Origin of the sequence: Lactobacillus psittaci DSM 15354, assembly GCF_000425905.1 — a bacterium.
Lineage (GTDB): Bacteria > Bacillota > Bacilli > Lactobacillales > Lactobacillaceae > Lactobacillus > Lactobacillus psittaci.
In genome coordinates this window covers 77,773-104,373 of the sequence record NZ_AUEI01000004.1, presented here as the reverse complement: position 1 = coordinate 104,373, position 26,601 = coordinate 77,773, and the positions used below count along the sequence as shown (strand labels likewise).

The 26,601-nt window shown below is 35.2% G+C and carries 30 protein-coding genes and 1 other annotated feature; of the genes, 28 read left to right on the top strand and 2 right to left on the bottom strand.

Features of this window, described 5'->3' with window-relative positions:
* The first annotated feature begins 31 nt into the window (after positions 1-31).
* From sufC to recN, 18 genes are all read left to right on the top strand, one after another.
* Positions 32-823 (top strand): Fe-S cluster assembly ATPase SufC, encoded by a 792-nt coding sequence (gene sufC, locus H628_RS0100495; RefSeq protein WP_006584932.1) that lies wholly within the window; start codon positions 32-34, stop codon positions 821-823.
* A gap of 11 nt (positions 824-834) precedes the next feature.
* On the top strand, positions 835-2,064 hold the full coding sequence (gene sufD / locus H628_RS0100490) for a Fe-S cluster assembly protein SufD (protein ID WP_027824677.1): 1,230 nt from the start codon (positions 835-837) through the stop codon (positions 2,062-2,064).
* Positions 2,039-3,244, top strand: a complete 1,206-nt coding sequence (locus H628_RS0100485) for an aminotransferase class V-fold PLP-dependent enzyme (protein ID WP_027824676.1) — start codon at positions 2,039-2,041, stop codon at positions 3,242-3,244. The genes sufD and H628_RS0100485 overlap by 26 nt, the downstream gene beginning before the upstream one ends.
* A complete protein-coding gene (sufU, locus tag H628_RS0100480) occupies positions 3,241-3,684 on the top strand; it encodes a Fe-S cluster assembly sulfur transfer protein SufU (protein WP_027824675.1) in 444 nt (147 codons plus the stop codon). The genes H628_RS0100485 and sufU overlap by 4 nt, the downstream gene beginning before the upstream one ends.
* On the top strand, positions 3,684-5,087 hold the full coding sequence (gene sufB / locus H628_RS0100475; protein WP_006584929.1) for a Fe-S cluster assembly protein SufB: 1,404 nt from the start codon (positions 3,684-3,686) through the stop codon (positions 5,085-5,087). Before sufU ends, sufB begins: the two co-directional genes overlap by 1 nt.
* A 120-nt stretch (positions 5,088-5,207) precedes the next feature.
* Positions 5,208-5,783, top strand: a complete 576-nt coding sequence (locus tag H628_RS0100470) for a VIT1/CCC1 transporter family protein (RefSeq protein ID WP_027824674.1) — start codon at positions 5,208-5,210, stop codon at positions 5,781-5,783.
* A gap of 80 nt (positions 5,784-5,863) precedes the next feature.
* Positions 5,864-5,943: a sequence feature (ribosomal protein L21 leader region), on the top strand.
* Between the two features lie 15 nt (positions 5,944-5,958).
* Positions 5,959-6,270 carry a 50S ribosomal protein L21 gene (gene rplU, locus H628_RS0100465; protein ID WP_027824673.1) on the top strand — a complete coding sequence of 104 codons (312 nt, stop codon included), beginning with the start codon at positions 5,959-5,961 and terminating at the stop codon, positions 6,268-6,270.
* 18 nt (positions 6,271-6,288) lie between these two features.
* Positions 6,289-6,588 carry a 50S ribosomal protein L27 gene (rpmA, locus tag H628_RS0100460; protein WP_027824672.1) on the top strand — a complete coding sequence of 100 codons (300 nt, stop codon included), beginning with the start codon at positions 6,289-6,291 and terminating at the stop codon, positions 6,586-6,588.
* Between the two features lie 64 nt (positions 6,589-6,652).
* The gene (locus tag H628_RS0100455) at positions 6,653-7,762 is read left to right on the top strand and encodes a M24 family metallopeptidase (RefSeq protein WP_027824671.1); all 1,110 of its coding nucleotides are present in this window, start codon (positions 6,653-6,655) and stop codon (positions 7,760-7,762) included.
* Positions 7,763-7,830: 68 nt separating this feature from the next.
* Positions 7,831-8,400, top strand: coding sequence for an elongation factor P (gene efp, locus H628_RS0100450; RefSeq protein WP_027824670.1), 570 nt, complete (start codon positions 7,831-7,833; stop codon positions 8,398-8,400).
* 28 nt (positions 8,401-8,428) lie between these two features.
* Positions 8,429-8,872 (top strand): Asp23/Gls24 family envelope stress response protein, encoded by a 444-nt coding sequence (locus tag H628_RS0100445; RefSeq protein WP_027824669.1) that lies wholly within the window; start codon positions 8,429-8,431, stop codon positions 8,870-8,872.
* Complete coding sequence (gene nusB, locus H628_RS0100440; protein ID WP_027824668.1) at positions 8,872-9,273, top strand: transcription antitermination factor NusB; 402 nt, start codon at positions 8,872-8,874, stop codon at positions 9,271-9,273. Before H628_RS0100445 ends, nusB begins: the two co-directional genes overlap by 1 nt.
* A 49-nt stretch (positions 9,274-9,322) precedes the next feature.
* A complete protein-coding gene (locus H628_RS0100435) occupies positions 9,323-10,177 on the top strand; it encodes a tetrahydrofolate dehydrogenase/cyclohydrolase catalytic domain-containing protein (RefSeq protein WP_027824667.1) in 855 nt (284 codons plus the stop codon).
* Positions 10,161-11,531 carry an exodeoxyribonuclease VII large subunit gene (gene xseA / locus H628_RS0100430; RefSeq protein WP_027824666.1) on the top strand — a complete coding sequence of 457 codons (1,371 nt, stop codon included), beginning with the start codon at positions 10,161-10,163 and terminating at the stop codon, positions 11,529-11,531. The genes H628_RS0100435 and xseA overlap by 17 nt, the downstream gene beginning before the upstream one ends.
* Positions 11,512-11,754, top strand: a complete 243-nt coding sequence (locus H628_RS0100425; RefSeq protein WP_027824665.1) for an exodeoxyribonuclease VII small subunit — start codon at positions 11,512-11,514, stop codon at positions 11,752-11,754. The genes xseA and H628_RS0100425 overlap by 20 nt, the downstream gene beginning before the upstream one ends.
* 1 nt (position 11,755) lies before the next feature.
* Positions 11,756-12,625: a polyprenyl synthetase family protein gene (locus tag H628_RS0100420; RefSeq protein ID WP_027824664.1), complete on the top strand. Its 870-nt coding sequence runs from the start codon at positions 11,756-11,758 to the stop codon at positions 12,623-12,625.
* Positions 12,625-13,437: a TlyA family RNA methyltransferase gene (locus H628_RS0100415; RefSeq protein WP_027824663.1), complete on the top strand. Its 813-nt coding sequence runs from the start codon at positions 12,625-12,627 to the stop codon at positions 13,435-13,437. The genes H628_RS0100420 and H628_RS0100415 overlap by 1 nt, the downstream gene beginning before the upstream one ends.
* A gap of 9 nt (positions 13,438-13,446) precedes the next feature.
* Positions 13,447-15,138 (top strand): DNA repair protein RecN, encoded by a 1,692-nt coding sequence (gene recN, locus H628_RS0100410; RefSeq protein WP_027824662.1) that lies wholly within the window; start codon positions 13,447-13,449, stop codon positions 15,136-15,138.
* 20 nt (positions 15,139-15,158) lie between these two features.
* Here the strand turns inward: recN and H628_RS0100405 are convergent, their stop codons facing one another.
* Positions 15,159-15,455: a hypothetical protein gene (locus H628_RS0100405; protein ID WP_051237948.1), complete on the bottom strand. Its 297-nt coding sequence runs from the start codon at positions 15,453-15,455 to the stop codon at positions 15,159-15,161.
* A 197-nt stretch (positions 15,456-15,652) separates the two neighbouring features.
* Here H628_RS0100405 and gmk point away from each other — a divergent pair, with 197 nt between their 5' ends.
* The 10 genes from gmk to H628_RS0100355 are packed head-to-tail and all read left to right on the top strand — an operon-like array spanning position 15,653 to position 26,137.
* Positions 15,653-16,267, top strand: coding sequence for a guanylate kinase (gmk, locus tag H628_RS0100400; RefSeq protein ID WP_027824660.1), 615 nt, complete (start codon positions 15,653-15,655; stop codon positions 16,265-16,267).
* 2 nt (positions 16,268-16,269) lie between these two features.
* Entirely contained in the window at positions 16,270-16,488 is a 219-nt protein-coding gene (gene rpoZ, locus H628_RS0100395) for a DNA-directed RNA polymerase subunit omega (RefSeq protein ID WP_027824659.1), read from the top strand.
* A gap of 53 nt (positions 16,489-16,541) precedes the next feature.
* Entirely contained in the window at positions 16,542-18,926 is a 2,385-nt protein-coding gene (gene priA, locus H628_RS0100390) for a primosomal protein N' (RefSeq protein WP_027824658.1), read from the top strand.
* A gap of 13 nt (positions 18,927-18,939) precedes the next feature.
* Positions 18,940-19,884, top strand: a complete 945-nt coding sequence (gene fmt / locus H628_RS0100385) for a methionyl-tRNA formyltransferase (protein ID WP_027824657.1) — start codon at positions 18,940-18,942, stop codon at positions 19,882-19,884.
* A complete protein-coding gene (rsmB, locus tag H628_RS0100380) occupies positions 19,877-21,190 on the top strand; it encodes a 16S rRNA (cytosine(967)-C(5))-methyltransferase RsmB (RefSeq protein ID WP_027824656.1) in 1,314 nt (437 codons plus the stop codon). Before fmt ends, rsmB begins: the two co-directional genes overlap by 8 nt.
* 5 nt (positions 21,191-21,195) lie before the next feature.
* On the top strand, positions 21,196-21,945 hold the full coding sequence (locus H628_RS0100375; protein WP_027824655.1) for a Stp1/IreP family PP2C-type Ser/Thr phosphatase: 750 nt from the start codon (positions 21,196-21,198) through the stop codon (positions 21,943-21,945).
* Positions 21,942-23,915 carry a Stk1 family PASTA domain-containing Ser/Thr kinase gene (pknB, locus tag H628_RS0100370; protein WP_027824654.1) on the top strand — a complete coding sequence of 658 codons (1,974 nt, stop codon included), beginning with the start codon at positions 21,942-21,944 and terminating at the stop codon, positions 23,913-23,915. Before H628_RS0100375 ends, pknB begins: the two co-directional genes overlap by 4 nt.
* Positions 23,912-24,799, top strand: coding sequence for a ribosome small subunit-dependent GTPase A (gene rsgA, locus H628_RS0100365; protein ID WP_027824653.1), 888 nt, complete (start codon positions 23,912-23,914; stop codon positions 24,797-24,799). Before pknB ends, rsgA begins: the two co-directional genes overlap by 4 nt.
* An 8-nt stretch (positions 24,800-24,807) precedes the next feature.
* Complete coding sequence (gene rpe / locus H628_RS0100360) at positions 24,808-25,470, top strand: ribulose-phosphate 3-epimerase (RefSeq protein WP_027824652.1); 663 nt, start codon at positions 24,808-24,810, stop codon at positions 25,468-25,470.
* Entirely contained in the window at positions 25,457-26,137 is a 681-nt protein-coding gene (locus H628_RS0100355) for a thiamine diphosphokinase (protein ID WP_027824651.1), read from the top strand. The genes rpe and H628_RS0100355 overlap by 14 nt, the downstream gene beginning before the upstream one ends.
* 130 nt (positions 26,138-26,267) lie before the next feature.
* Here the strand turns inward: H628_RS0100355 and rpmB are convergent, their stop codons facing one another.
* Positions 26,268-26,453 carry a 50S ribosomal protein L28 gene (gene rpmB, locus H628_RS0100350; RefSeq protein WP_006586914.1) on the bottom strand — a complete coding sequence of 62 codons (186 nt, stop codon included), beginning with the start codon at positions 26,451-26,453 and terminating at the stop codon, positions 26,268-26,270.
* Between the last annotated feature and the right edge of the window lie 148 nt (positions 26,454-26,601).

Below are 26,601 nucleotides of genomic sequence, written 5' to 3'. Positions count from 1 at the left end.
CAACACATTTTTAGTCGAATGGGAGAAAATAATGTCAACCTTAGAAGTAAAAGATTTATATGTTTCAGTTCAAGACAACAATGAAGAAAAGCAAATTTTAAAAGGTCTTAACCTTAAAATGAGTACGGGTGAAATCCATGCCATAATGGGACCTAATGGTACCGGTAAATCAACTTTATCTTCAACAATTATGGGGGATGCAAAATATCACATTAACAGTGGGGATATCTTATTAAATGGCGAGAGCATCTTAGATTGGCCAGTTGATCAAAGAGCTCGGGCTGGACTTTTCTTAGCAATGCAATATCCTGCTGAAATTCCTGGGGTAACTAATGCTGAATTTGTCAAAGCAGCTGTTAATGCTCGTCGTCCTAAGAATGATCCCGTTCCTATGGGAGAATTCATGAAAGAACTTCAGTCTACTTTGAAAACTTTAGACATGACTATGGAAATGGCAGGACGCTATTTGAATCAAGGCTTTTCTGGTGGTGAAAAGAAACGGAATGAAATTATGCAAATGATGATGATTAAACCATCTTTTGCAATATTAGATGAAATTGACTCTGGGCTTGACATTGACGCTTTAAAGGTTGTCTCACGTGGTGTTAACTTGATGCGTGGCGATAACTTTGGTGCCTTGCTTATTACCCACTACCAACGTTTACTTAACTATATTGAACCTGACTTTGTTCATGTGATGATGGGCGGAAAAATTGTTAAAACAGGGGATGCAAGTCTTGCAAAACGCCTTGAAAATGAAGGCTATGCAAAACTTCGTGATGAATTAGGATTAGATATTAAATTAGTTGATGAAGACGCATAGGAGGCTGAAGAATGGAATCTGTAGAAACTTTAGCTAAAAAGCGTTTGGAGCCAACTTGGTTTGAAGAAATTCGCGAAAAAGCTAGTCAACTTATTGGAAAAACTCCATATCCTGATTTTAAAAAATTAAAATACAAAGATTGGGACTTACACTTAACTGGAAATTTTGTCCCAACTGAGACTTTTACGGCTAATGCTAATGTCGCTCAAGCAGGCGAAAATTTAGCTCAAATTAACCTCCCTGATGAATATCGCAAAAAAGGGGTAATTGTGGCGGATTTTCATGAGGCTTTACAAAATTACCCTAAGTTAGTGCAAAAATATTTTATGACTAAGGGCTTAAAAGCTAGTGATGATGAGTTTTTAGCTGAACATGTTGCTTATTTACAAAGTGGATTATTTATTTATGTACCTAAAGATGTTCAAGTTGAAACTCCGCTGACTTGTGAATATTTGCAAAAAGCCGCTTTAGCATCTGAATACGTTCACCATGTTTTATTAATAGTTGATGAAGGAAGTAGTTTCTCATATATTGAAAAGCTTACCAGTCAAGGCAATGAAAAAAGTAAAGTTAACTTTGTTTGTGAAGTAATTGCGAAGAAAAATAGTCATGTTCACTTTACAAGTATTGATAACTTGGCGGAAAACGTTACTTCTTATTTGAATCGTCGGGGTTATTTAGAAAAAGATGCCAAAGTTGATTGGGCCATGGCCTTGATGAATGATGGCCGAACTTTGGGTGATTTTAATAGTGATTTAGTTGGTGATGGTAGTCACGCTGAATTAAAGGCAGTGGGTATTTCAACTAACAGTCAAATCCAAGGAATCAATACCCGCGTTACAAATTATGGCAACAATACTATTGGTCATATTTTGCAACATGGTGTTAGCTTAGATAAATCAACTTTGATTTTTAATGCAGTTGGTCACATTATGAAAGGTTCAAAAGGCAGTGACGCTGAACAAGAAAGTCGTATCTTAATGCTGAGTCAAGGTGCACGTGGGGATGCAAATCCCATCTTGCTAATTGATGATAACGACGTTATGGCGGGTCACGCGGCAAGTATTGGCCGAGTAAACCCAGAGCAGCTTTATTACTTGATGAGCCGCGGCCTTGATAAAAAGATGGCAGAACGCGTTGTGATTCGCGGCTTTTTATCGCCAGTACTTGAAGAGATTCCAACTGCTGATTTAAAACAAGTGTTTAGTGATTTAATTGAGAGAAAGATTAGTGAAAAATAACTATAAAGCAGACTTTCCATTATTGGCCAATTCTGACTTAATTTATTTAGATAGTGCAGCAACTAGTCAAAAAACGCAATGTGTAATTGATGCTGTAACTAATTATTATCAAACGCAAAATGCCAATGTTCATCGGGCTTTGTACGGGTTAGGAGCAGCTGCTACGGCAGAGTATGAGCAGGCTAGAAAAAAAGTCGCAGACTTTATTAATGCTGAAGCAGATGAAGTGATTTTTACCAAAGGGACGACTCAAGGGCTTAACTGGATTGCTAGTGGTTTTGCCGAGCAAGTCTTAAAGCCAGGTGATGAAATTTTAATTTCAATTGAAGAACATCATTCAAATTTGGTCCCTTGGCAAATTATTGCTCAAAAAACTGGAGCTAAGCTAGTTTATGTCTATTTAACGGCTGATCTAAACTTTGATTATGCAGACTTTGAGGCAAAGTTAAATTCAAAGACAAAAATTGTTGCCTTACACCATATGTCAAATGTTTTGGGGAATATTCTTGATATAAGTAAACTTGCTGAATTAACCCATAATTTTGGTGCATATTTGGTAGTTGATGGCGCCCAAGCAGCTGCTCATACAGTACTTGATATGAAAAAGTTTAATTGTGATTTTTATGCTTTTTCAGGCCATAAAATGTTTGGCCCAATGGGAATTGGGGTGCTTTTTGGTAAAAGAGAGTTGCTAGCTAAAATGCAACCTGTTGAATATGGCGGAGAAATGATTAACGAAGTTAGTGAACAAAGTGCTGACTTTAAAGCTGCTCCACTTAAATTTGAAGCTGGAACTCAAAATGTTGCTGGTGCGATTGGCTTAGGAGTGGCAATTGATTATTTGAAGCAAGTAGGAATTACCAAGATTGAAAAGGTCGATTTGGACTTAAGTAAATATGCTAAAAATAAACTGGAAGAAATTGGTGGCATTACCATCTATGGCCATAACCATGGCATAATTTCGTTTAACTTAGATGGCGTTCATCCCCATGATGTAGTTAGCTTTCTTGATGCAGATGGTTTGTGCCTACGTGCTGGGCATCACTGCGCTGAACCACTAATGAATTATTTGAAGATTCCAGCATGCTTGCGAGCAAGTTTTAGTATTTATAATGATTATTCAGATGTAGATGCTTTAGCTAATTCACTAAAAAAGATAAAGGAGTTTTTTGGAAAATGAGCTTTAATTTGACTGATTTATACCGCGAAAGCATTGTTGAAGCAGCTCAAGCTCCTAGACACCATGGTCAATTAACTAAGAAAAATGCAAGTGTTGAACTTCATAATCCTTCTTGTGGGGATGTTTTAGTTTTAGATGGCTATTTTAAAGATAATAAGTTAGTTGATGTCGCCTTTTCTGGTTATGGCTGCACGATTAGCCAAGCTAGTGCAAGTTTAATGACTGATCATGTTTTAGGACAAGAAATATCTGAAATAAAAAATGAAGTAATGCTCTTTTCAAGCTTGATTACTGATGAACTTAGCCAAGCTCAAAAAGATCATCTAGGTGACTGCATCATGCTTGAAGGTGTAAAAGAATTTCCAGCCAGAATTAAATGTGCAACGTTAGCATGGAAGGCAATTTATCAATTAATTGAAAATTATGAAGGACAAAAATAATGACTGATGAAGCAATAAAAAATCTAGGTGGCCAATATCAATATGGATTTAAAGATGATATTGAACCAATTTATACAACTGGTGAAGGTTTAAGCGAAGAAGTTGTTAGAAAAATTTCAGCAGCTAAAAATGAACCTAAGTGGATGCTTGACATTCGCTTAGCTGCTTACGAAACCTATAAAAAGTTATCTTTACCAACTTTTGGGCCAGACTTAACCAAGCTTGATTATGAACACATTAACTATTTCAGACGTGACAGTGATTTTGTTGCTCGTAAATGGGAAGATGTGCCAGAAGATATTAAAAAGACTTTTGATAAATTGGGTGTGCCTCAAGCTGAACGAAAATATTTAGCTGGTTCCAGTGCCCAATATGAATCAGAAGTTGTTTATCACAATATGCGCAAGCAGTTTGAAGATATGGGAATTATCTTCATGGATACTGATACTGCAGTACAAAAGCATCCTGATTTAGTTAAGAAATATTTTGGAAAGTTAGTTCCAGCTAGTGACAATAAGTTAGCTGCCTTAAACACAGCAGTTTGGTCGGGTGGTACTTTTATTTATGTACCTAAAGGCGTTAGTTGTCCAACACCAATTCAAAGTTATTTCAGAATTAATGCGGGAAATTCTGGGCAATTTGAAAGAACTTTAATTATTGTTGATGAAGGCGCACACGTGAACTATGTTGAAGGTTGTACTGCTCCAAATTATTCAGCTGATTCACTTCACGCTGCAGTTGTTGAAGTTAATGTTTTAAAAGATGCATATTGCCGCTACACAACGATTCAAAACTGGTCGAACAATGTCTATAGTTTAGAGACTAAAAGAGCGCAAGCTTTAGAAAATGCAACTATGGAATGGGTCGATGGTAACTTGGGATCAAAGGTAACGATGAAGTATCCAAGTATCTACTTAAATGGACAAGGTGCCCATGGAAATATGTTATCAATCGCCTTTGCCGGTAAAAATATTGATTCTGATACTGGTGCTACGATGGTTCATAACGCTAAAAATACTTATTCAAGTACTGTTTCCAAGTCCCTATGTAAAGATGGCGGTATTGCCGATTACCGGGGCCATATTCGTTTTAACGAACATTGTGATGGTTCATTTGCCCATGTTGAATGTGACACAATCATTATGGATGATAAGTCTTCAAGTGATACTATTCCATTCAATGAAGTCTTGAATTCAAATGTATCAATGGAGCACGAGGCGAAAGTTTCGAAGATTTCTGAAGAGCAGCTTTATTATTTAATGAGTCGCGGAATTAGTGAAGAAAAGGCAACAGAAATGATTGTCATGGGCTTTGTTGAGCCATTTACGAAAGAATTACCAATGGAGTATGCAGTAGAACTTAATCGACTCATACAGCTCAACATGTCTGGCGGTATTGGGTAATAAAAAAAGCCGTTTCCACGGCATTTCCACATGATACGGCTAAAATAAACGATTACAAAGATGTTAATTTAATTGCTAGACCAATTTTATAAAACGCAATTAAGTACAGGAGAATATATATTGAAAAATACATTTGCACTTGGCCAATTTTTAAAGATCAAATCTCAATGTTTTTGGGATAAATTAAACATTATACGAGCTGGTATTTTAGGCGCAAACGACGGGATAATTTCGGTTTCTGGAATTGTTTTAGGAGCTAGTGGTGCTAACTTAGACAGTAAGACCTTGTTAATAGCTGGTCTTTCTGGGACTTTGGCTGGGGCTTGTTCAATGGCTGGCGGAGAATGGATGTCCGTTTCTACGCAAAGAGATATTTTGATGAAGAAAATGGAAAATCAGCTTGTTGATGATGACTTGAAATTTAAAGAAAATGATGGTCTAACGCCAATTAGCGCAGCCCTAAGTTCATTTTTCTCTTTTATTGCCGGTGCTATTATTCCATTGTGCGCAATGACTTTATCACCAATGAATTTGAGAATTCCAATTACCCTTTGTGCAATGATAGTATCATTAGCTTTAAATGCCTTTATTAGTACGTTAAATAGTGAAGCTTCAGTAAAAAAAGCCATTTTTCGCAATATTTTTACTGGCGTTTTAACGGGAATTATTACTTTTACTCTAGGTAGTGCAGTCTAAATTATTATTGAGATAGAGAGTTTTTCTCTTGTAAAAACTAGTAAAGGGTAGTAAACTAAAAGAGTTGTATTTGTGAAACCTCACATCTGCAACCGCACATGCGGGGTTAAAAGTCCGTTGCTACTTGACGGCACCTCGTTTGGCGAGTCTAAGTATTTTTTATGGAGGTGTACAAATGTACGCAGTAATTAAGACCGGTGGTAAGCAATACAAAGTTGCTAAGGGCGACAGTGTATTTGTAGAAAAGCTTGATGTTGAAGCTGGCGAAAAAGTAACTTTTGATCAAGTAATCCTTGTTTCTGATGGTAAAGACGTTAAAGTTGGTACTCCATTAGTTGAAGGTGCAAAAGTTGTGGCTAAAGTGGAAAAGCAAGGTAAGGAAAAGAAGGTTGTAACTTTCAAGTACAAGCCTAAGAAGCACTCACACACTAAGTATGGTCACCGTCAACCTTACACTAAGGTAACTATCGAAAGCATTGAAGCTTAATAAGAGGTGAATAATATTATGATGATGAATACTTTCTCAACTATGAACTTATTTGCCCACCACAAGGGTGGTGGTTCAACTGCCAATGGTCGTGACTCAGCTGGTCGTCGTCTTGGCGCAAAGCGTGCTGATGGTCAAACAGTTAACGCAGGTTCTATCCTTTACCGTCAACGTGGTACTAAGATCCACCCAGGTAAGAACGTTGGAATTGGTGGCGACGACACTTTATTTGCTTTAGTAAATGGCGTTGTTAAATTCGAACGTCTTGGTAAGACCAGAAAGCAAGTTTCTGTTTACCCAGTTGAAGAAGCAAAATAAGACTTTTTTGCAGACTGAAGACGTTTAGGTCTTCAGTCTTTTTTTATCTATGAGGTTTAACACTATGAACGGTGAGCAAAAATTATTAACTTTAACTTCAAATCGAATTAAGTCTGTTTGCAATTTAATTAAGCAAAAAGATGCCGACTGTTTGCTTATTTTTAATCAGGCAAATTATCGCTATTTAACTAACTTTACTGGTGAAGAAGCACAATTGATTTTGACAGCTAGTGGTGATAGATATTTACTTTCGGATTCACGCTTTGCTGGTCAAATTAAAAAGCAGGCAAGTGGTGAATTAACCGCAATTATGAAACGAGACGGTGATGTACCTGAAATTAGTAAAGTACTTAAACAATTAAATGCACGTCGAGTTTTAATTGAGGGCGAATTTATTTCGGCTACTAATTTTGAAAACTTACAGGCAAATTGTCCTGAAATAACTTTTGTTCTAGTTGAAGAGCTAGTTGAACAAGTTCGAAATGTTAAAGATGAGCTTGAACTTGAAAATATTCAAGAAGCTATTAATATTTCAATGGAAAGTTTTAAAGCAATTTTACCTGATTTAAAGCCAGGTGCTTGTGAACGGACAATTGGAGCTAAATTAGACTATTTGTTTAAAATGAATGGTGGTGATGGTCCATCATTTGATACAATTATTGCTTCAGGTGTGCGTTCTAGTTGGGCTCATGGTGTGGCTAGTGATAAACTAATTGAAAAAGGTGACTTGGTAGTTATTGATTTTGGAGCTTTTTATAATGGCTATGCAGCTGATATTACCAGAACAGTAGCAATTGGTGATGTCGATTCAGAACTAGAAAAAATCTATCAAATTGTCCGTGATGCCCAAAAATTGGGTATTGAAGCTGCTAAAGTTGGTAATACTGGTAAAGATGTTGATTTTGCAGCCCGCAGTTACATTGAAAAGCAAGGGTACGGTCAGTACTTTGGCCATGGAATAGGTCATGGAATTGGCCTTGAGATTCATGAATTATGTATGCCAGCTCTACCATTTAGACAGCAAAAGTTAGTTAATAATATGGTTATTACTGTTGAACCTGGTATTTATTTGCCTGATAAAGGTGGAGTTCGAATTGAAGATGATGTTTTAATCTGTAATCAAGAACCAAAAGTGTTATCAACCTTACCTAAAGAAAAATTGATTGTTTTATAAATTATTAATTATATGGAAATATCTTGCTATAATTGGTAAGATATTTAAGTAGAAATGAGGGATTACTTATGACAATGATCTCAGTTAATGAGTTCAAAAACGGATTAACTATTGAACACAATAATGATTTATGGAGAATTATCGAATTTCAACACGTTAAGCCAGGTAAAGGTAGTGCATTTGTTCGTTCTAAATTAAAGAGCTTAAGAACAGGTGCAGTTCAAGACTATACTTTCCGTTCAACTGAAAAAGTTAACACAGCTGATATTCAAACTAAGCCAATGCAATACTTATATAACGATGGCTCAAGTTATGTATTTATGGATATGAATACTTACGAACAACTTGAAATTCCAAACGCAGAAGTTGATCGTGAAGCTAAGTTCTTGAAGGAAAATATGGAAGTTAACGTTATCATGCACGGTAGCGAAACTTTGGGAATTGATTTACCAAATACTGTTGACCTTGAAGTTGCTGAAACTGAACCAGGTATTCGTGGTGATACCTCTTCAGGTGGTGGTAAACCTGCTACAATGGAAACCGGCTTAGTTGTTAACGTTCCATTCTTTATTAATGCAGGTGATATTTTAACTATTAACACTGCTGATGGTAGTTATGTATCACGTGCAAACAAGTAATTTTTAGTAGTTTTACGAGGTAAAAATTATGGCTGAAAGTTCAACAATTCTTTTGACCAGTAACGATGCTGGTGATGAAATCAAGATTGATTTAAGCGTGCTTGAAATTATTTTAGCAATTGCTGCTCAGAAGGTTGATGGTGTTGCTGCGATGCGTGGAAGTCTTAAGTCTGGGTTGAACTGGGTCTTAGGACGTGAAGATCGTGGTAAAGGCGTCGCTGTATCTGTTGATCATGATCAAAACTTGGTTGCCGATGTTTACTCTTACTTTGATTCTGGCGTCAATGTGCCTCAAGTAGCCGCTAAAATTCAAGCTAGCCTATCTAAACAAATTACACAAATGACAGATTTGAAATTATCTCAAATTAATATTCATGTAGTTGGTTTAGTTTTTCCTGAAGAAAAGGCACAGCTAGATGGTGAAAAAGACCAAAAAGAATTATTTCCTAAGTCAGAAAAGGATGGAGAGTAATGACACAACACGATAGTCGTAGAATTGCTATGCAAGCGGTTTTCCTCGCAAATGAGGAACCAGATTTGACTATTGAAGAAGTAGAAGCAAGAACTGCTAAAAGCTTGGATTTAAAAGCTCTTCCTGCTTATGCTCTTGAAATTCTTACCGGTGTTTTAAATGAACGTGGAGATTTACAAGCATTAATCTCTAAACATTTAAAAAAGGGCTGGAGATTTGAGAGAATTAATCGTATTTCAGTAGCAATAATGGAAGTTGCAATCTATGAAATTAAACATAGTACAGTAATTACCCCAGTTGCTGCTGTTAATGAAGCATTGATTCTCTGTGAAGAATTTGATGATCCTAAATCAAAATCATTTATAAATGGAATTTTGGCTAATTTTATGCCAACCAAGTAATTTTTGCCGGCATTTGCCGGCTTTTTTTGTAACAAGAAGGAGATTTATGGTGGGAAAAATTTTAGATGGTCGAGCTGTAGCGAATAAACGTGCAGCAAAAGTTAAAGAAACTGTTAAGACATTTAATGATAAGGGAATAATTCCACATTTTTGCGTAATTAATATTGGTGATGATCCCGCTAGTAAAATATACGTTGCTACAAAGAAAAGACGGGCAGAAAAATTAGGGATTAAACAAGATATCTATCAAATGTCAGCTGAAACTACTGAATCAGAAGCTTTAGAGCTAATTGCTAAACTAAATAAAAATCCTGATATTAATGGAGTAATGGTTCAATTACCGGTTCCTAAGCATATTAATAGTGATCATTTAATTGAAGCAATAAGTCCCGAAAAAGATGTAGATGCTTTGACTAGTGCTAATATTGGGCGCTTATGGCAAGGGACACATTTTGTCTTACCAGCAACTGCATGTGGAATTATCCATTTGTTGGAAGATTATGAGATTAACGTTGAAGGTAAAAATGCTGTGATTGTTGGTAGAAGTAATATTGTAGGAAAACCTACTGCGGCTTTGCTTTTAGAAAAGAATGCTAGCGTAACAATTCTACATTCACATTCGCAAAACTTAGCTGAATTTACCAGAAAAGCAGATATTCTAGTAGTGGCAGTCGGAAAAGCTAATTTGATTACCGCTGATATGGTTAAACCAGACGCAATTGTTATTGATGTTGGTATGAATCGTGTTGATGGGCATTTGATGGGTGATGTTGACTTTGAAAAAGTCAAAGAAAAGGCTAGTTTCATTACTCCGGTACCTGGTGGTGTGGGTCCATTAACTGTAGAGAGCTTGATGGAACAAGTTGTAGCACTCACAAGGAGACAAAATGACTGCGGAAAGTAAATATTTAAGTGTTACTGATTTAAATTACTATATTACGCAAAAATTTAAAAATGATCCTTATCTTCATAAAGTATTTTTGGAGGGGGAATTGTCTAATTTTAGGTTTAGACGGAATTCACACCAATACTTCTCGCTTAAAGATGAAAAATCAAAGATTAATGCCGTAATGTTTCGTTCTGATTTTGAAAAGATGAAGTTCAAACCTGAAGAAGGTATGAAAGTCTATGTGACTGGATACGTTGGAGTCTATGGTGTTCAAGGATCTTATCAATTTTATGTTCAAAAAATGGAACCAGCGGGTTTAGGTGAATTATATGAACGCTTGCGTCAGTTGCAAGAAAAGCTTTCTAAAGAAGGATTGTTTAATTCAGAACATAAACGCCGTTTGCCACGTTTTCCTGATAAAATTGCAGTTGTTACTAGTGCTTCTGGTGCGGTGATTCATGATATTATGGTTACAGCTAATCGACGGTTTCCGCATGCTGAAATTGATTTATATCCGGCTATTGTTCAAGGTGAAAAAGCAAGTGCTAGTTTAGTAGCTGCTATGGATCAAATTAAGGCTCGTATTGATAACTATGATGTAATGATCATTGGTCGTGGTGGAGGATCTTTAGAAGACTTGTGGCCGTTTAATGAAGAAGAAGTGGTTCGAGCTGTATATAACATGCCAATTCCAGTTATTAGTTCTGTAGGGCATGAAACAGATACTACTTTATGTGATTTAGTTGCCGATGTTCGTGCTGCAACGCCAACAGCAGCTGCTGAATACGCAACTCCTAATTTAGCTGATGAACTTGCTGGAATCCACCAATTACAAAGTAGATTGTTAGCTAGTATGCAAATGATAATTCGTCAGCGCAAAGAACGTTTACAAAGAGTTAAAAATTCAGTTATTATTCGTGAGCCTATGCGGTTATACGATCAACAAGCTCAAAGTTTGGATTTATTAAAAACACGTCTTGAGCAGGTGATGCAACAGACTCTTCATAATAATAAGCAGCTAGTAAAGCTAACCAATCAGCGCCTCATTTCTAAGTCGCCAACTCGTCAAATTGAACAAATGAGCCAAAAGACAGAATATTTAACTCGTAATTTAAACTTAGCAATTGAGAACTTCTTGAAGGATAAAAGGCATAATTTTAAACAGTTGATTACAACTTTAGATGATATTAGTCCCTTAAAAGTTTTAGCTAGAGGCTTTGTTTATACTAGTCAGGAAGATGGCAAAACAATTACGACTATTCATGATTTGGATGAAGGTCAGAAAATTAATTTACATTTCAAAGATGGTTTAGCAAGCGCGGAGATTTTAGACATTAAGGAGAAAACAAATGCCAACGAAGAAAAATAATTTTGAAGAACAATTAGCTGAATTGGAAAAAATTGTCACTAATCTCGAAAACGGCAATGTACCGCTTGATGATGCATTAACTCAATTTCAAGCTGGAGTAAAAATTAGCCGCGATCTTGAAAAGAAGTTAACACAGGCAGAAGAAACAGTTGCTAAGTTAATTGACAAAGACGGTAGTGAAAAAGAATTAGATCCAAAGAATGCCAGTGCACCAGAGGAATAATATGACAAATTTTCAAGACTTTTATAAGCAATATCAACCAAAAATAGATAGTTTCTTAGCTGATCACTTATCAGTAGAAATTCAAAATAAGATGTTTGCCGAAATAATGAAGTATTCTGTGATGGCAGGTGGTAAACGTTTACGTCCTTTATTATTTCTCGCAACACTTGATAGCTTGAAGCAAGAAATTGATGATAGAGCGATTAAGATTGCTTGTGGAATTGAATTAATTCATACTTATTCACTTATTCATGATGATTTACCAGCAATGGATAATGATGATTATCGTCGTGGAAAGTTAACCTCACATAAAAAATGGGGTGAAGCTCAAGCCATACTTGCTGGAGATGCTCTTTTACCGATGGGAATTCAGTGGATTGCGGAAGCATCACAAAATAGCCAAATGGTTCAAGTGATTGCAGAAGCAATTGGCCCTAATGGAATGGCTGGCGGACAATATTTAGATATAGACGCTACAAATAACGATAGTGTAAAAAATGATGCTAATTTCATTAACCAAATGGAATGGCTGAAAACTGGCTGTTTAATTGAAGCTAGTGTAAAAATGGCCACTATTTATGCTCAAGCAAGTAAAGATTTACAAGAAAAATTAGTTGACTTTAGTCGCCGGTTTGGCCGAGCATACCAAATCTATGATGATTTAGTTGATATAGTTCAAAGTGAACAAGAAGCTGGTAAAGCAACCCATAAGGATCAAGAAGAAGGTAAGAATAATACCTTAACTCTTTTAGGTGCAGATCAAAGTAGGATTGAATTGAAGAAATTAATTAATTTAGCTCAGGCTGATTTAAACTTAGTTGACGGTGAAGTTTTAGCAGGATTTTTAGATTTATATCAAAAGGTGTTGTAATGGGGAAAGAACGTGCAGATATCATTTTAGCTAAAAAAGGGTATTTTAATTCCCGTTCTCAAGCTCAGAGAGCAATTATGGCTGGTTTAGTTACAGATCATTTACACCAAAGAATTGATAAGGCTGGCGATAAATTTCCAGAAGATGAGAAGTTTTTTATCAAAGATGATGGAAATAAATATGTCTCTCGGGGTGGCTTTAAATTAGAAAAAGCGCTAAAAGTCTTTCAAATAAATTTGAAAGATAAGCTTTGCTTAGATATTGGGGCATCAACTGGCGGTTTTACTGATGTTGCCTTACAAAATGGTGCTAAAAAGGTATATGCCTTGGATGTTGGCTACAATCAATTAGCTTGGCAATTGCGCGATGATTCACGGGTTATTGTCATGGAACGTCAAAATTTTAGATATTCTAAACCAGTTGACTTTATTGAAGGCTTACCTGATTTTGCGATGACAGATGTTTCATTTATTTCATTGGATTTGATTATGCCACCAATGTATGAAATTTTGAAGGATAATTGTGATGCTGTTTGTTTAATAAAGCCACAATTTGAAGCTGGACCAGAAAATGTTGGGAAGAATGGAATTGTTCGTGATCATGCAGTCCATGAAGCCGTAGTAAAACATACAATTGAGTCCGCCTTGAATATAGGATTTGATGTATTAGGAATTGATTATTCACCAATTAAGGGTGGTAAGGGTAATATTGAATTCTTAATTCACTTAAAGAAAAACAGTACTCAGCCGAGTCAACTGTTATGGCACGGAAATGTTCAAGATGTTATTGCTCGAGCAGTAAATCAACTTTAGGAGAAGAGCATGTTAGTCGAACTAGATATACTTAATTTTGCCATTATTAAAAACTTAAAAATTAAGTTTCAAAAAAATATGACTGTTTTGATCGGTGAAACAGGTGCAGGTAAGTCAATTTTAATTGATGCTTTATCTTTGCTTTTAGGTCACCGTGCTCAAAGTGAAATGATTCGGACTGGTGAAAAAAAAGCGGTTGTGACTGGTTTATTCACTTTATCAAATAGTCAACGATTTTTAGTTGAAAATTTATGTGATGATTATGGTTTGCCTCTTGATGGGGATGATTTAATAATTAGTCGCGAATTATCAAATAAGGGTCGCAATATTATTAGAATAAATGGCCAACTAACAACTATTACAGTTTTAAAACAGATTGGACAATATTTGGTAGATATTCATGGCCAAAGTGATCAACAATTTTTAATGAATCAGGACAATCAGATTGACTTAGTGGATGATTATGCTTCAGATGAATTAAAAATCAAATTAAAGCAATATCAGGATTTATATTCTAAATGGCAAAAATTATCTGAAAAGCTGGCCCATTTACAGAAAGATGCTCAAGAAATCGCTCAGCGACAAGATATCTTGAAGTTTCAAAAACAGGAACTAGATTCAGCCAATTTAACGGATCCAGATGAAGATGAAAAACTGGAAAATGAATTTAGTAAGCTTAATAATTATCAAAAGATTGGTGAAACTGCGAATTACTTAATGCAGCTTTTCGATGATGATGAACATGGTTTAACCAGTTTACTTGGCAATGCCCAAACTGCGGCTGACGAGTTAGCTGATTATGGCTCTGACTTTAAAAATATGGCCCAGTCACTTGCTGATGGAGTTTATTCTTTAAATGATTCTCGTTCAGAACTTGGCGACATCATGGATAATCTAGATTTTGATGAAGAAAGATTTCAATATGTAACTACTAGATTAGATACTCTCAATAATTTAAAGAAGAAATATGGTCCAGAGTTAAGTGATGTCTTTAAATTCTATGAAAAAGTAGACCGGGAATTAAGTCAATTTGAAGTTGGGGGGCTTGATGAATCTAAAATTAAGGCTGAAATTAACAATTTGGAAACAAAGATGCAATCAATTGCCGGTCAAATTCATGAGGTTAGAGTTGCGACAGGCTTGAAGCTAGAAAAAGATATTAAACAAGAATTAGCTGACTTATTCATGGAAAAAGCTAGATTTTCTATTAGAATAACTCCTGCTAAGACCTTTACTAATAAGGGGTTAGATGAAGTAGCATTTTATATTGCTCCCAATCCAGGCGAAGATTTAATGCCATTAGTAAAAATTGTTTCTGGCGGGGAACAATCTCGACTCATTTTGGCACTTAAGACCATCTTTTCAAAGGTTGAACCTGTAGGAACAATGGTATTTGACGAAATTGACACAGGTGTTTCTGGCAGAGTATCGGCTGCAATTGGTAAAAAAATGCATTCAATTGGTCAAGAGAAGCAAGTAATTGCTATTACTCACTCTGTTCAGGTGGCTGCAAGCAGTGACTATCGTTATAAGATTGAAAAACATGTTGAAAACGGAACAACCTTTACAGAAGTTCATTCATTATCAGAAAAAGAAAGTGTAACAGCCATTGCTCAAATGATGGCAGGAATGAATGTGACAGCAGCCGCTGAACAAAATGCTCGTGATTTAATTAAAAGAAGTCAAGAAAACAAAAAGTAATCCATCACGGGATTACTTTTTTAGCATAAATCTACTCTAAAAATATCATTAACATTAACAATTCGATAAACTTTATGGTCGTAGTCAGCAAGCACGAATCTATGTCTTGAAACACGTTTGATAATCACTCCAATGGCAGTATGCCCATTAGCAAATCTAATTAAAATAATATTGCGTTTTAGTAAAGCAGAGCCTAATCTGACTAAAATGCCAGTATTCGATTGACTATAGATTGCTAATTTCTCAGAGTCGTAGCTAAATAAGTAGTGATAAGCATGGCTAAACTGGTCTTTAATATTCTTTGCAACTTTAAACATAAATGTATTCTCCATAATTTGTCTTAGTTAGTAATTTATACGAACGCTCGTTTGAATTAATTTTATTATACGAACAAAAGTTTTTATTAGCAAGACTTTTTTCGAACAAATTTTCGAGACCTATAAAAGCCAAGTAAGCTTGAAAAAGTTGAAGTTTTAGTGCATTATAGATGTATTAATGTTAATTAGGAGCAGTCATGGTTAATAAAGGTTTATTATTGGTCCTTTCAGGACCTTCAGGTGTTGGAAAAGGTACAGTTAAAAGTGCAATTGTAGAGCAAAAGGCTTTTCCTTTTGAGTATTCTGTATCAATGACTACAAGAAAGCCTCGTCCTGGTGAAGTTGATGGAGTTGATTATTATTTTGTTAGTGTTGATCGCTTTAAAGACGCCATTAACCAAGGTGAGCTAATTGAGTATAATGAATATGTGGGCAACTATTATGGTACCCCATTAAAGCCCGTAGAAAAAATGCTGTCTGAAGGTAAAGATGTTTTGCTAGAAATTGATGTAAATGGTGCCCAAAAAGTTCGTGAGCAAATGCCAGATGGTGTATTTATTTTCTTAACACCGCCTGATTTGCATGAACTAAAGCATCGCCTTGTACATCGTGGAACTGATTCTGAAAAAGTTATTCAAGGCAGAATGAAGCAAGCTCGTAAGGAAATTATGATGATGTCTGATTATGATTATGCAGTAGTAAATGATACAGTTGCTAATGCTGTCAGTCATATTAAGGCAATTGTTGAAGCTGAGCATGTAAGTGTTAAGCGTGTAATTGATTCATATCGTAAAATGGTTGAGGAGGACTAATTATGAAAATTACATATCCATCAATTGATAAGCTATTAGAAAAGGTTGATTCAAGATATTCTCTGTCTGTTCTTGCTTCTAAGAGAGCACATGAATTAGAAGCAGGAGACCCTGCGGCTTTAGATCATTTCAAATCTTCTAAGGCTTTAGGTCAAGCACTTGAAGAAATTGCTGCTGGTAAAGTGGTAATTGATCCAGATCGTAAGACAAAAGTAGATTAATTAACTGACCTTCATTCTTTATGGATGAAGGTCTTTTTTAGCAGGTGATTTTTTTGATTGCACAAGTTATTGTTGATGTAGCCTCTCAGCAAACTGATCATGTTTTTGAATACTTGATACCGCCTGAACTTGATGACGTAACAATTGGTAGTAGAGTTGTTGTCCCCTTTGGTAGAAGAAAGGTTCAGGGGTTTGTTGTTAACTTAGTTAATCAAACTAATTATCAGGGTAAATTAAAGAAATTGCTTTTAGTGGTTGATGAGCAAGCTCCATTGACCCCTGAATTAGTTGAGTTATCACAATATCTGGCTGACAACATTTTTGCGTATCGAATTTCAATTCTGAAAACAATGCTACCACGAGTGATGCGTGCAAATTATCGTAAAATTGTTACAGCTTCTTCTGGTGTTGATAATCCATTATTTACTAATGGGATTTTTGAATTAACTGGCAAAGAAGATTTAAAGATTATAATTAGCTTGAAATCGTTAATTAAAGCTGGAAAGGCAAAGATTGAATATTTAGTTGAAAATCAAGCAAAAGAAAAACTCGAGAAGTGTTATAATCTCGTTTTTACAAAAGAACAATATCAAGATTTGACCAAAGAAATAAGGAAAAATGCCAAGCAGCAACAAATATTAATCAACTTTATTTTAACCAACTTTGGAAAATTCCCTTTGCGCCAATCAATTTTGGCCCAAGCTGGCATCAAGACAGAAACTTTAAAAAACTTTTGTCATAAAGGTTGGCTTAGAAGTAAATTAGTTGAGACCTATCGTAATCCTTTAAGAGAATACGAAAATCAAAAAATAAAGCCAGTTAACTTGAATGATGAACAAGCTGCTGCTTTAAAACAAATTAATCAAAAAATTGAACAGCAAGAAGCAGAAACTTTTTTACTCGAAGGTGTTACTGGTAGTGGTAAGACGGAAGTATATTTGCATGCAATTAGTCAAAGCTTAAAAGTAGGGCGTAATGCCTTGATGTTGGTACCTGAAATTTCATTGACTCCGCAAATGGTTAAACAAGTCCATGCCCGTTTTGGTAAGGAAGTTGCGGTTTTGCATTCGGCTTTATCTGAGGGTGAAAAATACGATGAATGGCGCCGAATTCGCAGAGGAGAAGCAAAAGTAGTTGTTGGAGCCAGAAGTGCAATTTTTGCGCCACTTACTAATATTGGCATTATTATCATTGATGAAGAGCATGAAAGTTCTTATAAACAAGAAGATACACCACGTTATCATGCTCGTGATGTGGCAATTTGGCGCAGTAAATATCATCATGCACCTTTAATTTTAGGTAGTGCTACTCCATCTCTTGATTCAAGAGCAAGGGCACAAAAAGGGCGTTATCATTTATTAACATTAAAAAAGCGAGCAAATAAGCAAGCTCTGCCTGAGGTTAAAATTATTGATTTAAGAAAATCGGAATTTGCTGGGAGTCAATTCGATTTAACTAGTGAACTAGTCGATGCAATCAAAACTAGAATTAGTCAGCAACAACAAGTGATTTTATTACTAAACCGAAGAGGCTATGCTAATTTTATGCTTTGCCGTGATTGTGGCTTTGTTTTAGAATGTCCAAATTGTGATTTATCTTTAACAATGCATAGAGATGTTGGGCAGATGATTTGTCATTATTGTGGTTACCATGAAGCTATTCCTAATAAATGTCCCAATTGCCATAGTAAGGCTATTCGCTTTTTAGGTACGGGAACCCAAAAAGTTGAAAGTGAATTGAATGAATTATTACCACTTGCCAAGGTCTTACGGATGGACGTTGATACAACTCGAAGAAAGGGAAGTTACAAAAAAATTCTTGATGCCTTTGGACGTCATGAAGCAGATATCCTTTTGGGTACTCAAATGATTGCGAAAGGGCTTGATTTCCCTAATGTAACTTTAGTTGGGGTGATAAATGCTGATACAGGACTCTATCTGCCAGATTATAATGCTAGTGAAAAGACTTTTGAATTATTGACCCAAGTATCAGGACGTGCAGGAAGAGCGGAAAAAAAGGGCCAAGTTTTAATTCAAACATTTAATCCAGACCACTATGCTATTAAATTAGCTCAAAGTCAGGATTATGAAGCATTTTATCAAACTGAAATGAAAATTAGGTATCAGGGCAATTATCCACCATTTTTCTTTACGACTTTAATTTCTGTTGCAAGTAAAAATGAGCAAAATGCAGCTAAAGAAGCATTTATTATTAAAAGACAGTTAATGCATCAGTTGCATCAACCAACTATAATTTTAGGACCAACACCAAGTGCAATTTCTAAAATTAAAAATCTATATTATTATCAAATCCTGGTAAAATATAAACATGAGCCTAAATTAAAGGCAATTTTGCATCAAATACAAGATGCAGCACAAGAAAAGAAAAAGTATGGACTAAATATTTATATTGATAATCAACCAAATCGTATTATGTAGAAGGAGAGAAGACATGACCTCAATTATCTTTTTAGGAACCCCCAATTTTGGTGCAACTGTTTTAAAAGGGTTAATCGATTCCGATTATGAGATTAAAGCTGTAGTTACCCAACCTGATAAAAAAGTTGGTAGAAAGCAAAAAATAACAGCTTCTCCAGTAAAAGAATTGGCTTTAGCAAATAATTTAAATGTATTTCAACCAGAAAAACTTTCGAAATCTGATGATTTAACAACTTTAATGGACTTAAATGCAGATTTAATTGTGACTGCAGCATATGGTCAGTTTTTACCAACCAAGTTTTTGAATTCTGCCAAAATCGCTGCAGTTAATGTTCATGGCTCACTTTTGCCTAAGTACCGCGGTGGTGCACCAATTCAATATGCCTTACTTAATGGTGATCAAGAAACTGGCATTACTATTATGGAAATGGTTAAAGAAATGGATGCAGGTGATATGTTTGCTCAAGAAAAACTAACTATTGATCCTGAAGATACTGCAGGAACTTTATTTGAAAAAATGGCTAAGTTGGGCTCTGAATTGTTACTCAAAACTTTACCTAAGATAATTGCTGGTGAATGTCAAAAACTTCCACAAGATAGTAGTAAAGCAGTATTTTCTCCAACTATTAGTAAAGCACAAGCTCAAATAAAGACAGAGATGACAGCAAGCCAAGCTCGTAATTTAGTTCGGGCATTAAATCCAGATCCTGGTGCATTTTTTATGTTAAATGGAGAAAGAATCAAAGTTTGGAAGGCAGAAATTGGGCAAGATCATACAAGTTTAGAGCCAGGATGTTTAGTTGATAAAAAGAAGCGTTTTGCTGTTAGCCTTGCTGATAGTACGGTCTTGAATTTAACTGAAATTCAGCCAATGGGTAAGAAGCGTATGAGTGGAGCTGCTTATATGAACGGTAAAGGTGCATCTTTACCATTAGGAGATAAAATTATTGATGATTAAAACTGCAAGACAAGTCGCCTTAGAAACCCTGATTAAAGTTTTTGAGTCACAAGGCTATTCAAACTTAAGTTTAAATAGTGCTTTGTCAAAAAATAAGTTATCAGTAAAAGATCAAAACTTAGTGACAGAGCTTGTTTATGGCACAATTCAATATCAGCTCTATCTTGATTATCAGTTAACGGGTTTAGTGAAAACCAAGTTAAAGGATAGATATTTACGTCCATTATTACTAATGTCGCTTTATCAGTTAATTTTTTTAGATAAAATTCCTAATCGGGCGGTTTTAGATGAGGCAAATAAGCTAGCTAAGATAATGGGAAGAAAAAATTCTAGTGCATTTCGCCTAGTAAATGGAATTCTTCGTTCTTTTATCAGAAGAGGAGCGATTTTACCTCCTAAAGAGCCACTGAATAAATATTTAAGTATCAAAGAAAGTATGCCCTTGTGGTTAACTGATTATTTGCTTAATCATTGGGGTAGTAAAAGAACAGAAAAGATTTTAACTAGTTTAAATCAGAGGTCTAAAAATTGTATTCGAATTAATCAGAATGCTTCCAAGCCACAGGTATTAAATGAATTGCAGAAGTTAAAGATTAACTATGAAGAATCAAGCTTAAGTCCGAGCTGCTACTTCGTTGATAAACCAATCATGAAGACAGATTTATTTAAATCTGGCCAAGTAACAATTCAAGATGAAGCTGCAAGTTTAGTTGCAAGTTGTTTTGATTATCATGAAAATGATGAGATTTTAGATGCATGTGCTGCACCTGGTGGTAAAAGTATGCAAATGGCAGAAAATTTAACTAGTGGCCACGTTACTTGTTTAGATATCCATGAACACAAGTTAAAATTGGTTAAAAATTATGCAACTAGGATGAAGCTATCCAATAAGATTAAAACTAAAGCGGTAGATGCTAGAAAAGCTTCAACATACTTTTCTGAAGGTCAATTTGATAAAATACTAGTTGATGCACCATGTTCTGGCTTAGGATTATTACGTAGAAAGCCAGAAATTCGATATCTAAAGACAATGGATGATATCAAAAATCTTGCTAAAATTCAGTTAAAGATTTTAAATAGTGTTGCACTGCTATTAAAGAAAAATGGGGAGTTAGTTTATTCGACATGTTCAATTACAGTTGAAGAAAATGAAGCGGTAATTGCAGAGTTTCTTAAGCAAAATCCAAAATTTGAGATTCAAGCAATAAATTTACCCAAAATTTCAAGTAAAGCAGGTCTGAAAATCTTACCAGATACTTATCAAAGTGACGGTTTTTATATTGCTAAAATGAAGTTAAGAGGATGATGATTTTGATTGAAACAGCCTTTGCATCAAGTATTGGTAGAGTTCGAAAAACTAACCAAGACTTTGTACAAGTATATACAAATCAAAACAAAATAAGGATGGCAGTTGTTTGTGATGGTATGGGTGGTCACCAAGGTGGTGATGTAGCCTCAACCATGGCAGTTAGCCATCTTGGGCATAACTTTGAAATAACCGATTTTACCAAACCTGATTTGGCACAAAAATGGTTAAAAGTTCAATTAAAGTTAGAAAACGAAACTATTTTAAATACAGCTGATCGCTTTCCTGATTTAAATGGAATGGGAACGACTGTAGTTTTAGCCATTTGTTTTCCAAATCAAGCTTTAATTGCTCACCTGGGTGATTCTCGCGCCTATCTTTACTCTGGTGAAAAGTTTAATCAATTAACTGAAGACCATTCTTTGGTTAATGAACTTGTAAAATTAGGGCAAATTACTAAGGAACAAGCTAGAAATCACCCTCAAAAAAATATCATTACTCAAGCTCTAGGTGTATCTAGCACTGTTGAGCCAGAATATAGGATTGTAGAATTAGCTGAAAATGATATTATTTTGCTTTGTACAGATGGATTAACTAATTCACTTGAGGATGAGCAAATTCATCAGATATTAGCTACTAAAAGCCTATCATTGAGTGATAGATGCAAAAAGTTAATTAATGAAGCTAATCGGTTAGGTGGCGGCGATAATATTACTGTCTGCTTAGTTTCTTACAAAGGCGGTGAACCTAAGTGATAACACAAGGATATTTGCTTGGGGAACGTTATAAGATTCTTGATACCTTAGGTGAAGGTGGGATGGCAAATGTCTATCTTGCTGAAGATATTATTTTGCAAAGAAAAGTTGCAGTGAAGGTTTTACGACTGGACTTACAACGTGATCCTCAAACTTTACATCGCTTTAGAAGAGAAGCCTTAGCTACCAGTGAGTTGAGCCATCCAAATATTGTTTCAGTTTTAGATATTGGAACTGATCAGGGTTCTCCATATATGGTTATGGAATATGTGAAAGGACCAGATTTACACCAATATTTACACGATCATTATCCATTGCCATTTGATTTAATTATCAAAATTATGGACCAAATTCTAAGTGCAGTAGCCTTAGCTCATAAGCATAATGTTATTCACCGTGATTTAAAGCCTGAAAACATCCTTATCGATGAAAATGGGAAGATTAAGATTGCTGATTTTGGAATTGCGGTTGCTTTAAATCAAAGTACTATTACTCAGACTAATTCAACAATGGGTTCAGTTCACTATATGTCACCTGAACAGACGAGAGGTGGAATGGTAACTAAGCAATCAGATATCTATTCTTTAGGGATAATTTTGTACGAATTGATTGCTGGAAAAGTTCCATTTGGTGGAGATAGTCCAATTTCCATTGCCTTAAAGCACACTCACGAACCAATTCCATCATTAACTAAACAAAATCCTGCTGTTCCTCAAGCTTTAGAAAATGTTGTTTTAAAAGCTACGGCTAAGGATCCAAGAGATCGCTATCGTAGTGTAATCGACATGAGGTCTGATTTGGATACAAGTTTAGATCCCAAAAGGGCATTAGAGCCTGTATTTTTACCGCAACATGATCCTAATATCGAAGAAACTAGGGTATTACCTGTTTTGATTAAAGATCATGCTGAAGAAATGAGTCAAGCTAATCAAAACGATAAAAAAGCCAAGAATAAGAAGCCAGCTTCTGATAAGCAGAAAAAAGGCTTTTGGCGTAACTTTTATGAACATAAATTTTGGTTTTTGGGTTCAATTTTTAGTGTAATTGTAATTCTATTGATTTTATTACTTGCTTTGGGTGGTCGAAATTCCACACAAGTACCTGATTTAACCAACTTTACACAAAGTCAAGCTCGTGACTCATTAAATGCAGCTGGCCTTGAAATAGGTGATGTTTCTTATCAGCATTCTGACAAAGTAGAGAAAGGACATATCATTTCTAGCCTACCTAATAAAGGTAGTACCATTCAGCGTGGACAAACTGTTGATTTGATAATTTCTTCAGGTTCTGGTAAGACCGAAGTCCCAGATGTTACGGGATTGACATATAATCAAGCTAAGAAGAAACTTACTAAACTTGGTTTTAGTGTAAGCCGTGAAGATAGTTATTCTGACTCAACTAAAGGTACGGTAATTAATCAAAGTATTCTTGCAGGAGAAAAGGTTGGGGCAAGTGAAACTACGATTACTTTAATTGTATCTCGTGGTAAAAAAAGCAAGCCTAAGAGTAAAACCGTAAAGTTACGCGATTTAGTAGGTTATTCGTTAAAGAGTGTACAGGATTACGCACAAGAAAATGGTTTAATCTTGAAGACAGAAGAACAATATTCAGATAGCATTGATAATGGTCTAGTAATCACACAAAACCCAGAACCAGGTAGTACTTTATCAAAAGGGGATACTTTGACTGTGACCGTCTCCAAAGGTAAACAAAGTTCAACTAATAACTCTGAAAAAATAACTAAGAGTTTTACAGTGGATTATGATTTAAATAATGCTAATAATGGCCAAGGAAACCATGTTCAAATCTATATTGCTGATGATAGTCATCAAATTGAGAACATATACCGGGATCAATATATTAAACAAGATACTAACTTTTCAATTCCTTTTGAAATTAGTAAAGGAACAGGAACTTTAATTGTTGTAAAAGATGGAACAACGATTATTAACGAAAGGATAAACAAATGATAATTAACGGCATTGTGATTAGTTTAATTGCCGGTTATTACGATGTTTCAACGCCAGACGGTCTAGTGAGAACTAGGGCGCGTGGCGTTTTTCGTAAGCGTAATGAAAAACCACAAGTTGGGGATTCAGTTGATGTCCAATTGGATGATCATGGAACGAATTATTTAATCAAAGTTCATGAACGTAAAAATCGAATTGGCCGACCTGCTGTAGCTAACGTAAGTCATGTATTATTAGTAATGACTGCAACTCAGCCAGAGTTTAGTCTGCCTTTGCTCGATCGATTCTTAACTTTCTTTGCCTGGCAGAAAGTACCAGTTTCAATTTATTTATCTAAATCGGATTTGGTAGATGCTGAAACTTTAAACTCAATAAAAAATGATTTATCTTATTATCAAGAAATTGGTTACACTATTTACTTTTCTAAAGAAGAGCTAGAAAATAGATTAATGAATCAGATTGGTGAAAATGAAATTTGGACTTTAGCTGGTCAGTCTGGCGCGGGAAAATCAACCTTGCTTAATGCTTTGAAAACAGATGCAGGTCAAAAAACGGCAGAGATTTCTCAAAGTTTGAATCGTGGTAAGCATACAACTAGAACCGTTCAATTATTTGAATATGGGAAAGGCTTTATTGCTGATACGCCAGGTTTTTCTGCAATCGATTTATCACCAATTAAAATTAAAGAATTGCGAGATTATTTCACTGAATTCAAAGCGGCAAGTAATGCATGTAAATTCCGTACTTGTCAACACTTACATGAGCCTAAATGTGAAGTTAAGCGGTTACTTGATGCGGGTAAAATTAAGAACAGCAGATATGAAAGTTATTTGAATCTTAGGGATGAAATCGAACAAGGGCGCATGCCTGAATATAGAAAGTGAGTTTTTTTATGAAAATTGCACCATCAATTTTAAATGCAGATAATTTAAACTTAGGTCGTGATATCAAAAAGGCTGTTCAAGCTGGTATTAGCCGTTTTCATATTGATATCATGGATGGACATTTTGTACCCAATTTATCTTATGGACCTCAATTAGTTCAAGATTTTAAACGTGAATTTCCTTTTACTGAAGCAGAAGTTCACTTAATGAGTAATAATCTAAAAGAATTCATTCCAGCTTTTTCTAAGGCTGGAGCTGATTTAATTGAATTTCATTATGAAGCTAGTGATGAAGTGGGATACTGGCTTGATTATTTAGCAAGTAATGGGGTTAAAGCTGGCTTAGTCTTAAATCCTGAAACAGATGTAGATAACTTGAAGCCTTTTTTGGCTAATTTGAACCAAGTGTTGTTAATGAGCGTTCATCCTGGTTTTGGAGGCCAAAGTTTTATTTCTGAAACAATAAACAAGATTTCTGCCTTAAAGGAACTTTTTGCTGCTGAAAAGGTTAATATTCCAATTGAAATTGATGGTGGTATCGATGATAAGACGGCCAAGGATGTTAAAGCAGCTGGGGCTGATATTGTGGTCGCAGGTTCATATATCTTTAAAAAAGGTAATATCGCAACTCAAATCAAAACTTTGGATGGCATAATCAATGAAGGGCATTAGTCTACTTGGTGGACCTGTTGACTTAATACCAGCTGATTTTTTTGAAAATATAAGTCACAATAGGCCAGATTTGCTAGTCGGTGTTGACCGCGGTGCTTGGTTTTTGCTTGAAAAAGGAATAGTTCCTAACCTTGCAATTGGTGATTTTGATTCTTTGAAGAAAAAAGAATTAACTGAGATTGAAGCAAAAGTATCCGATGTTCGCTATTCAACTCCAATTAAAGATTTGACTGACTCAGAGTTAATGTTAGAGAGTTGCTTTCAAAATTACCATTTAGATAATTTAACAATTTTAGGAGCAACTGGTGGAAGAATCGATCATTTTTTGGTTAATTTATTTACGGTTCTTAAGCCTAGATTTCGGTCATATGCACCTAGAATAACAATTCAGGACCAGCAGAATATACTTAAATTTTATTTACCAGGAAAACATTTAATTAAGCCAATTGCTGATTATAAGTATGTTGGAGTTATTAATTTAGAGGCTGTAACAGATTTAAGGATTAAGGATGCTAAATATGAGCTAGATAATTTCACAAGTACTTATCCAGTATCATTTGCTTCAAATGAATTTAAAGAAGTAACAGAACCTTTTGAATTGAGCTTTAGCAAAGGGCTAATAATGATTGATTACTCAAGAGATATAAATCGCTTTATAAATATCTGAGTAAACAAAAAAGACACTCGAATTAGAGTGTCTTTTTTAATGCACAAAACTTGTACAACCAAGTCAACAAGTGCTGATATATCAACGTTTGTTGTGATTGGATATAATTAAGCTTAATTTATATCACTAATTAAACACGAGTAACTTTACCAGACTTCAAAGTCTTGGTGCTTACCCAAACACGCTTTGGCTTGCCGTCAACAAGAATACGAACTTTTTGAAGGTTTGGCTTCCAAGCTCTACGAGTAGAGTTCAAAGCTTTAGAACGCTTGTTGCCGAATGTTGTCTTTTTGCCAGTAACAAAATCTTTTGCCATTTGCTAAACCTCCTTTATGTTAAATTAACACTTTAATAATATAGCAAAAACTAGCAATTTGTGCAAGAAAATTTCAAATTTTGTCTTTTTTAGTCGATAGCATTTTGATAAAATATACGACTATGATAAAATACATTCGTATTATCCA

Coding starts and splice junctions, on each gene's coding strand:
- sufC (WP_006584932.1), top strand. CDS start 32: ATGTCAACCTTAGAAGTAAAAGATTTATATGTTTCAGTTCAAGACAAC.
- sufD (WP_027824677.1), top strand. CDS start 835: ATGGAATCTGTAGAAACTTTAGCTAAAAAGCGTTTGGAGCCAACTTGG.
- sufU (WP_027824675.1), top strand. CDS start 3,241: ATGAGCTTTAATTTGACTGATTTATACCGCGAAAGCATTGTTGAAGCA.
- sufB (WP_006584929.1), top strand. CDS start 3,684: ATGACTGATGAAGCAATAAAAAATCTAGGTGGCCAATATCAATATGGA.
- rplU (WP_027824673.1), top strand. CDS start 5,959: ATGTACGCAGTAATTAAGACCGGTGGTAAGCAATACAAAGTTGCTAAG.
- rpmA (WP_027824672.1), top strand. CDS start 6,289: ATGATGATGAATACTTTCTCAACTATGAACTTATTTGCCCACCACAAG.
- H628_RS0100455 (WP_027824671.1), top strand. CDS start 6,653: ATGAACGGTGAGCAAAAATTATTAACTTTAACTTCAAATCGAATTAAG.
- efp (WP_027824670.1), top strand. CDS start 7,831: ATGACAATGATCTCAGTTAATGAGTTCAAAAACGGATTAACTATTGAA.
- H628_RS0100445 (WP_027824669.1), top strand. CDS start 8,429: ATGGCTGAAAGTTCAACAATTCTTTTGACCAGTAACGATGCTGGTGAT.
- nusB (WP_027824668.1), top strand. CDS start 8,872: ATGACACAACACGATAGTCGTAGAATTGCTATGCAAGCGGTTTTCCTC.
- xseA (WP_027824666.1), top strand. CDS start 10,161: ATGACTGCGGAAAGTAAATATTTAAGTGTTACTGATTTAAATTACTAT.
- H628_RS0100425 (WP_027824665.1), top strand. CDS start 11,512: ATGCCAACGAAGAAAAATAATTTTGAAGAACAATTAGCTGAATTGGAA.
- H628_RS0100420 (WP_027824664.1), top strand. CDS start 11,756: ATGACAAATTTTCAAGACTTTTATAAGCAATATCAACCAAAAATAGAT.
- H628_RS0100415 (WP_027824663.1), top strand. CDS start 12,625: ATGGGGAAAGAACGTGCAGATATCATTTTAGCTAAAAAAGGGTATTTT.
- recN (WP_027824662.1), top strand. CDS start 13,447: ATGTTAGTCGAACTAGATATACTTAATTTTGCCATTATTAAAAACTTA.
- H628_RS0100405 (WP_051237948.1), bottom strand. CDS start 15,455: ATGTTTAAAGTTGCAAAGAATATTAAAGACCAGTTTAGCCATGCTTAT.
- gmk (WP_027824660.1), top strand. CDS start 15,653: ATGGTTAATAAAGGTTTATTATTGGTCCTTTCAGGACCTTCAGGTGTT.
- rpoZ (WP_027824659.1), top strand. CDS start 16,270: ATGAAAATTACATATCCATCAATTGATAAGCTATTAGAAAAGGTTGAT.
- fmt (WP_027824657.1), top strand. CDS start 18,940: ATGACCTCAATTATCTTTTTAGGAACCCCCAATTTTGGTGCAACTGTT.
- rsmB (WP_027824656.1), top strand. CDS start 19,877: ATGATTAAAACTGCAAGACAAGTCGCCTTAGAAACCCTGATTAAAGTT.
- rsgA (WP_027824653.1), top strand. CDS start 23,912: ATGATAATTAACGGCATTGTGATTAGTTTAATTGCCGGTTATTACGAT.
- rpe (WP_027824652.1), top strand. CDS start 24,808: ATGAAAATTGCACCATCAATTTTAAATGCAGATAATTTAAACTTAGGT.
- H628_RS0100355 (WP_027824651.1), top strand. CDS start 25,457: ATGAAGGGCATTAGTCTACTTGGTGGACCTGTTGACTTAATACCAGCT.
- rpmB (WP_006586914.1), bottom strand. CDS start 26,453: ATGGCAAAAGATTTTGTTACTGGCAAAAAGACAACATTCGGCAACAAG.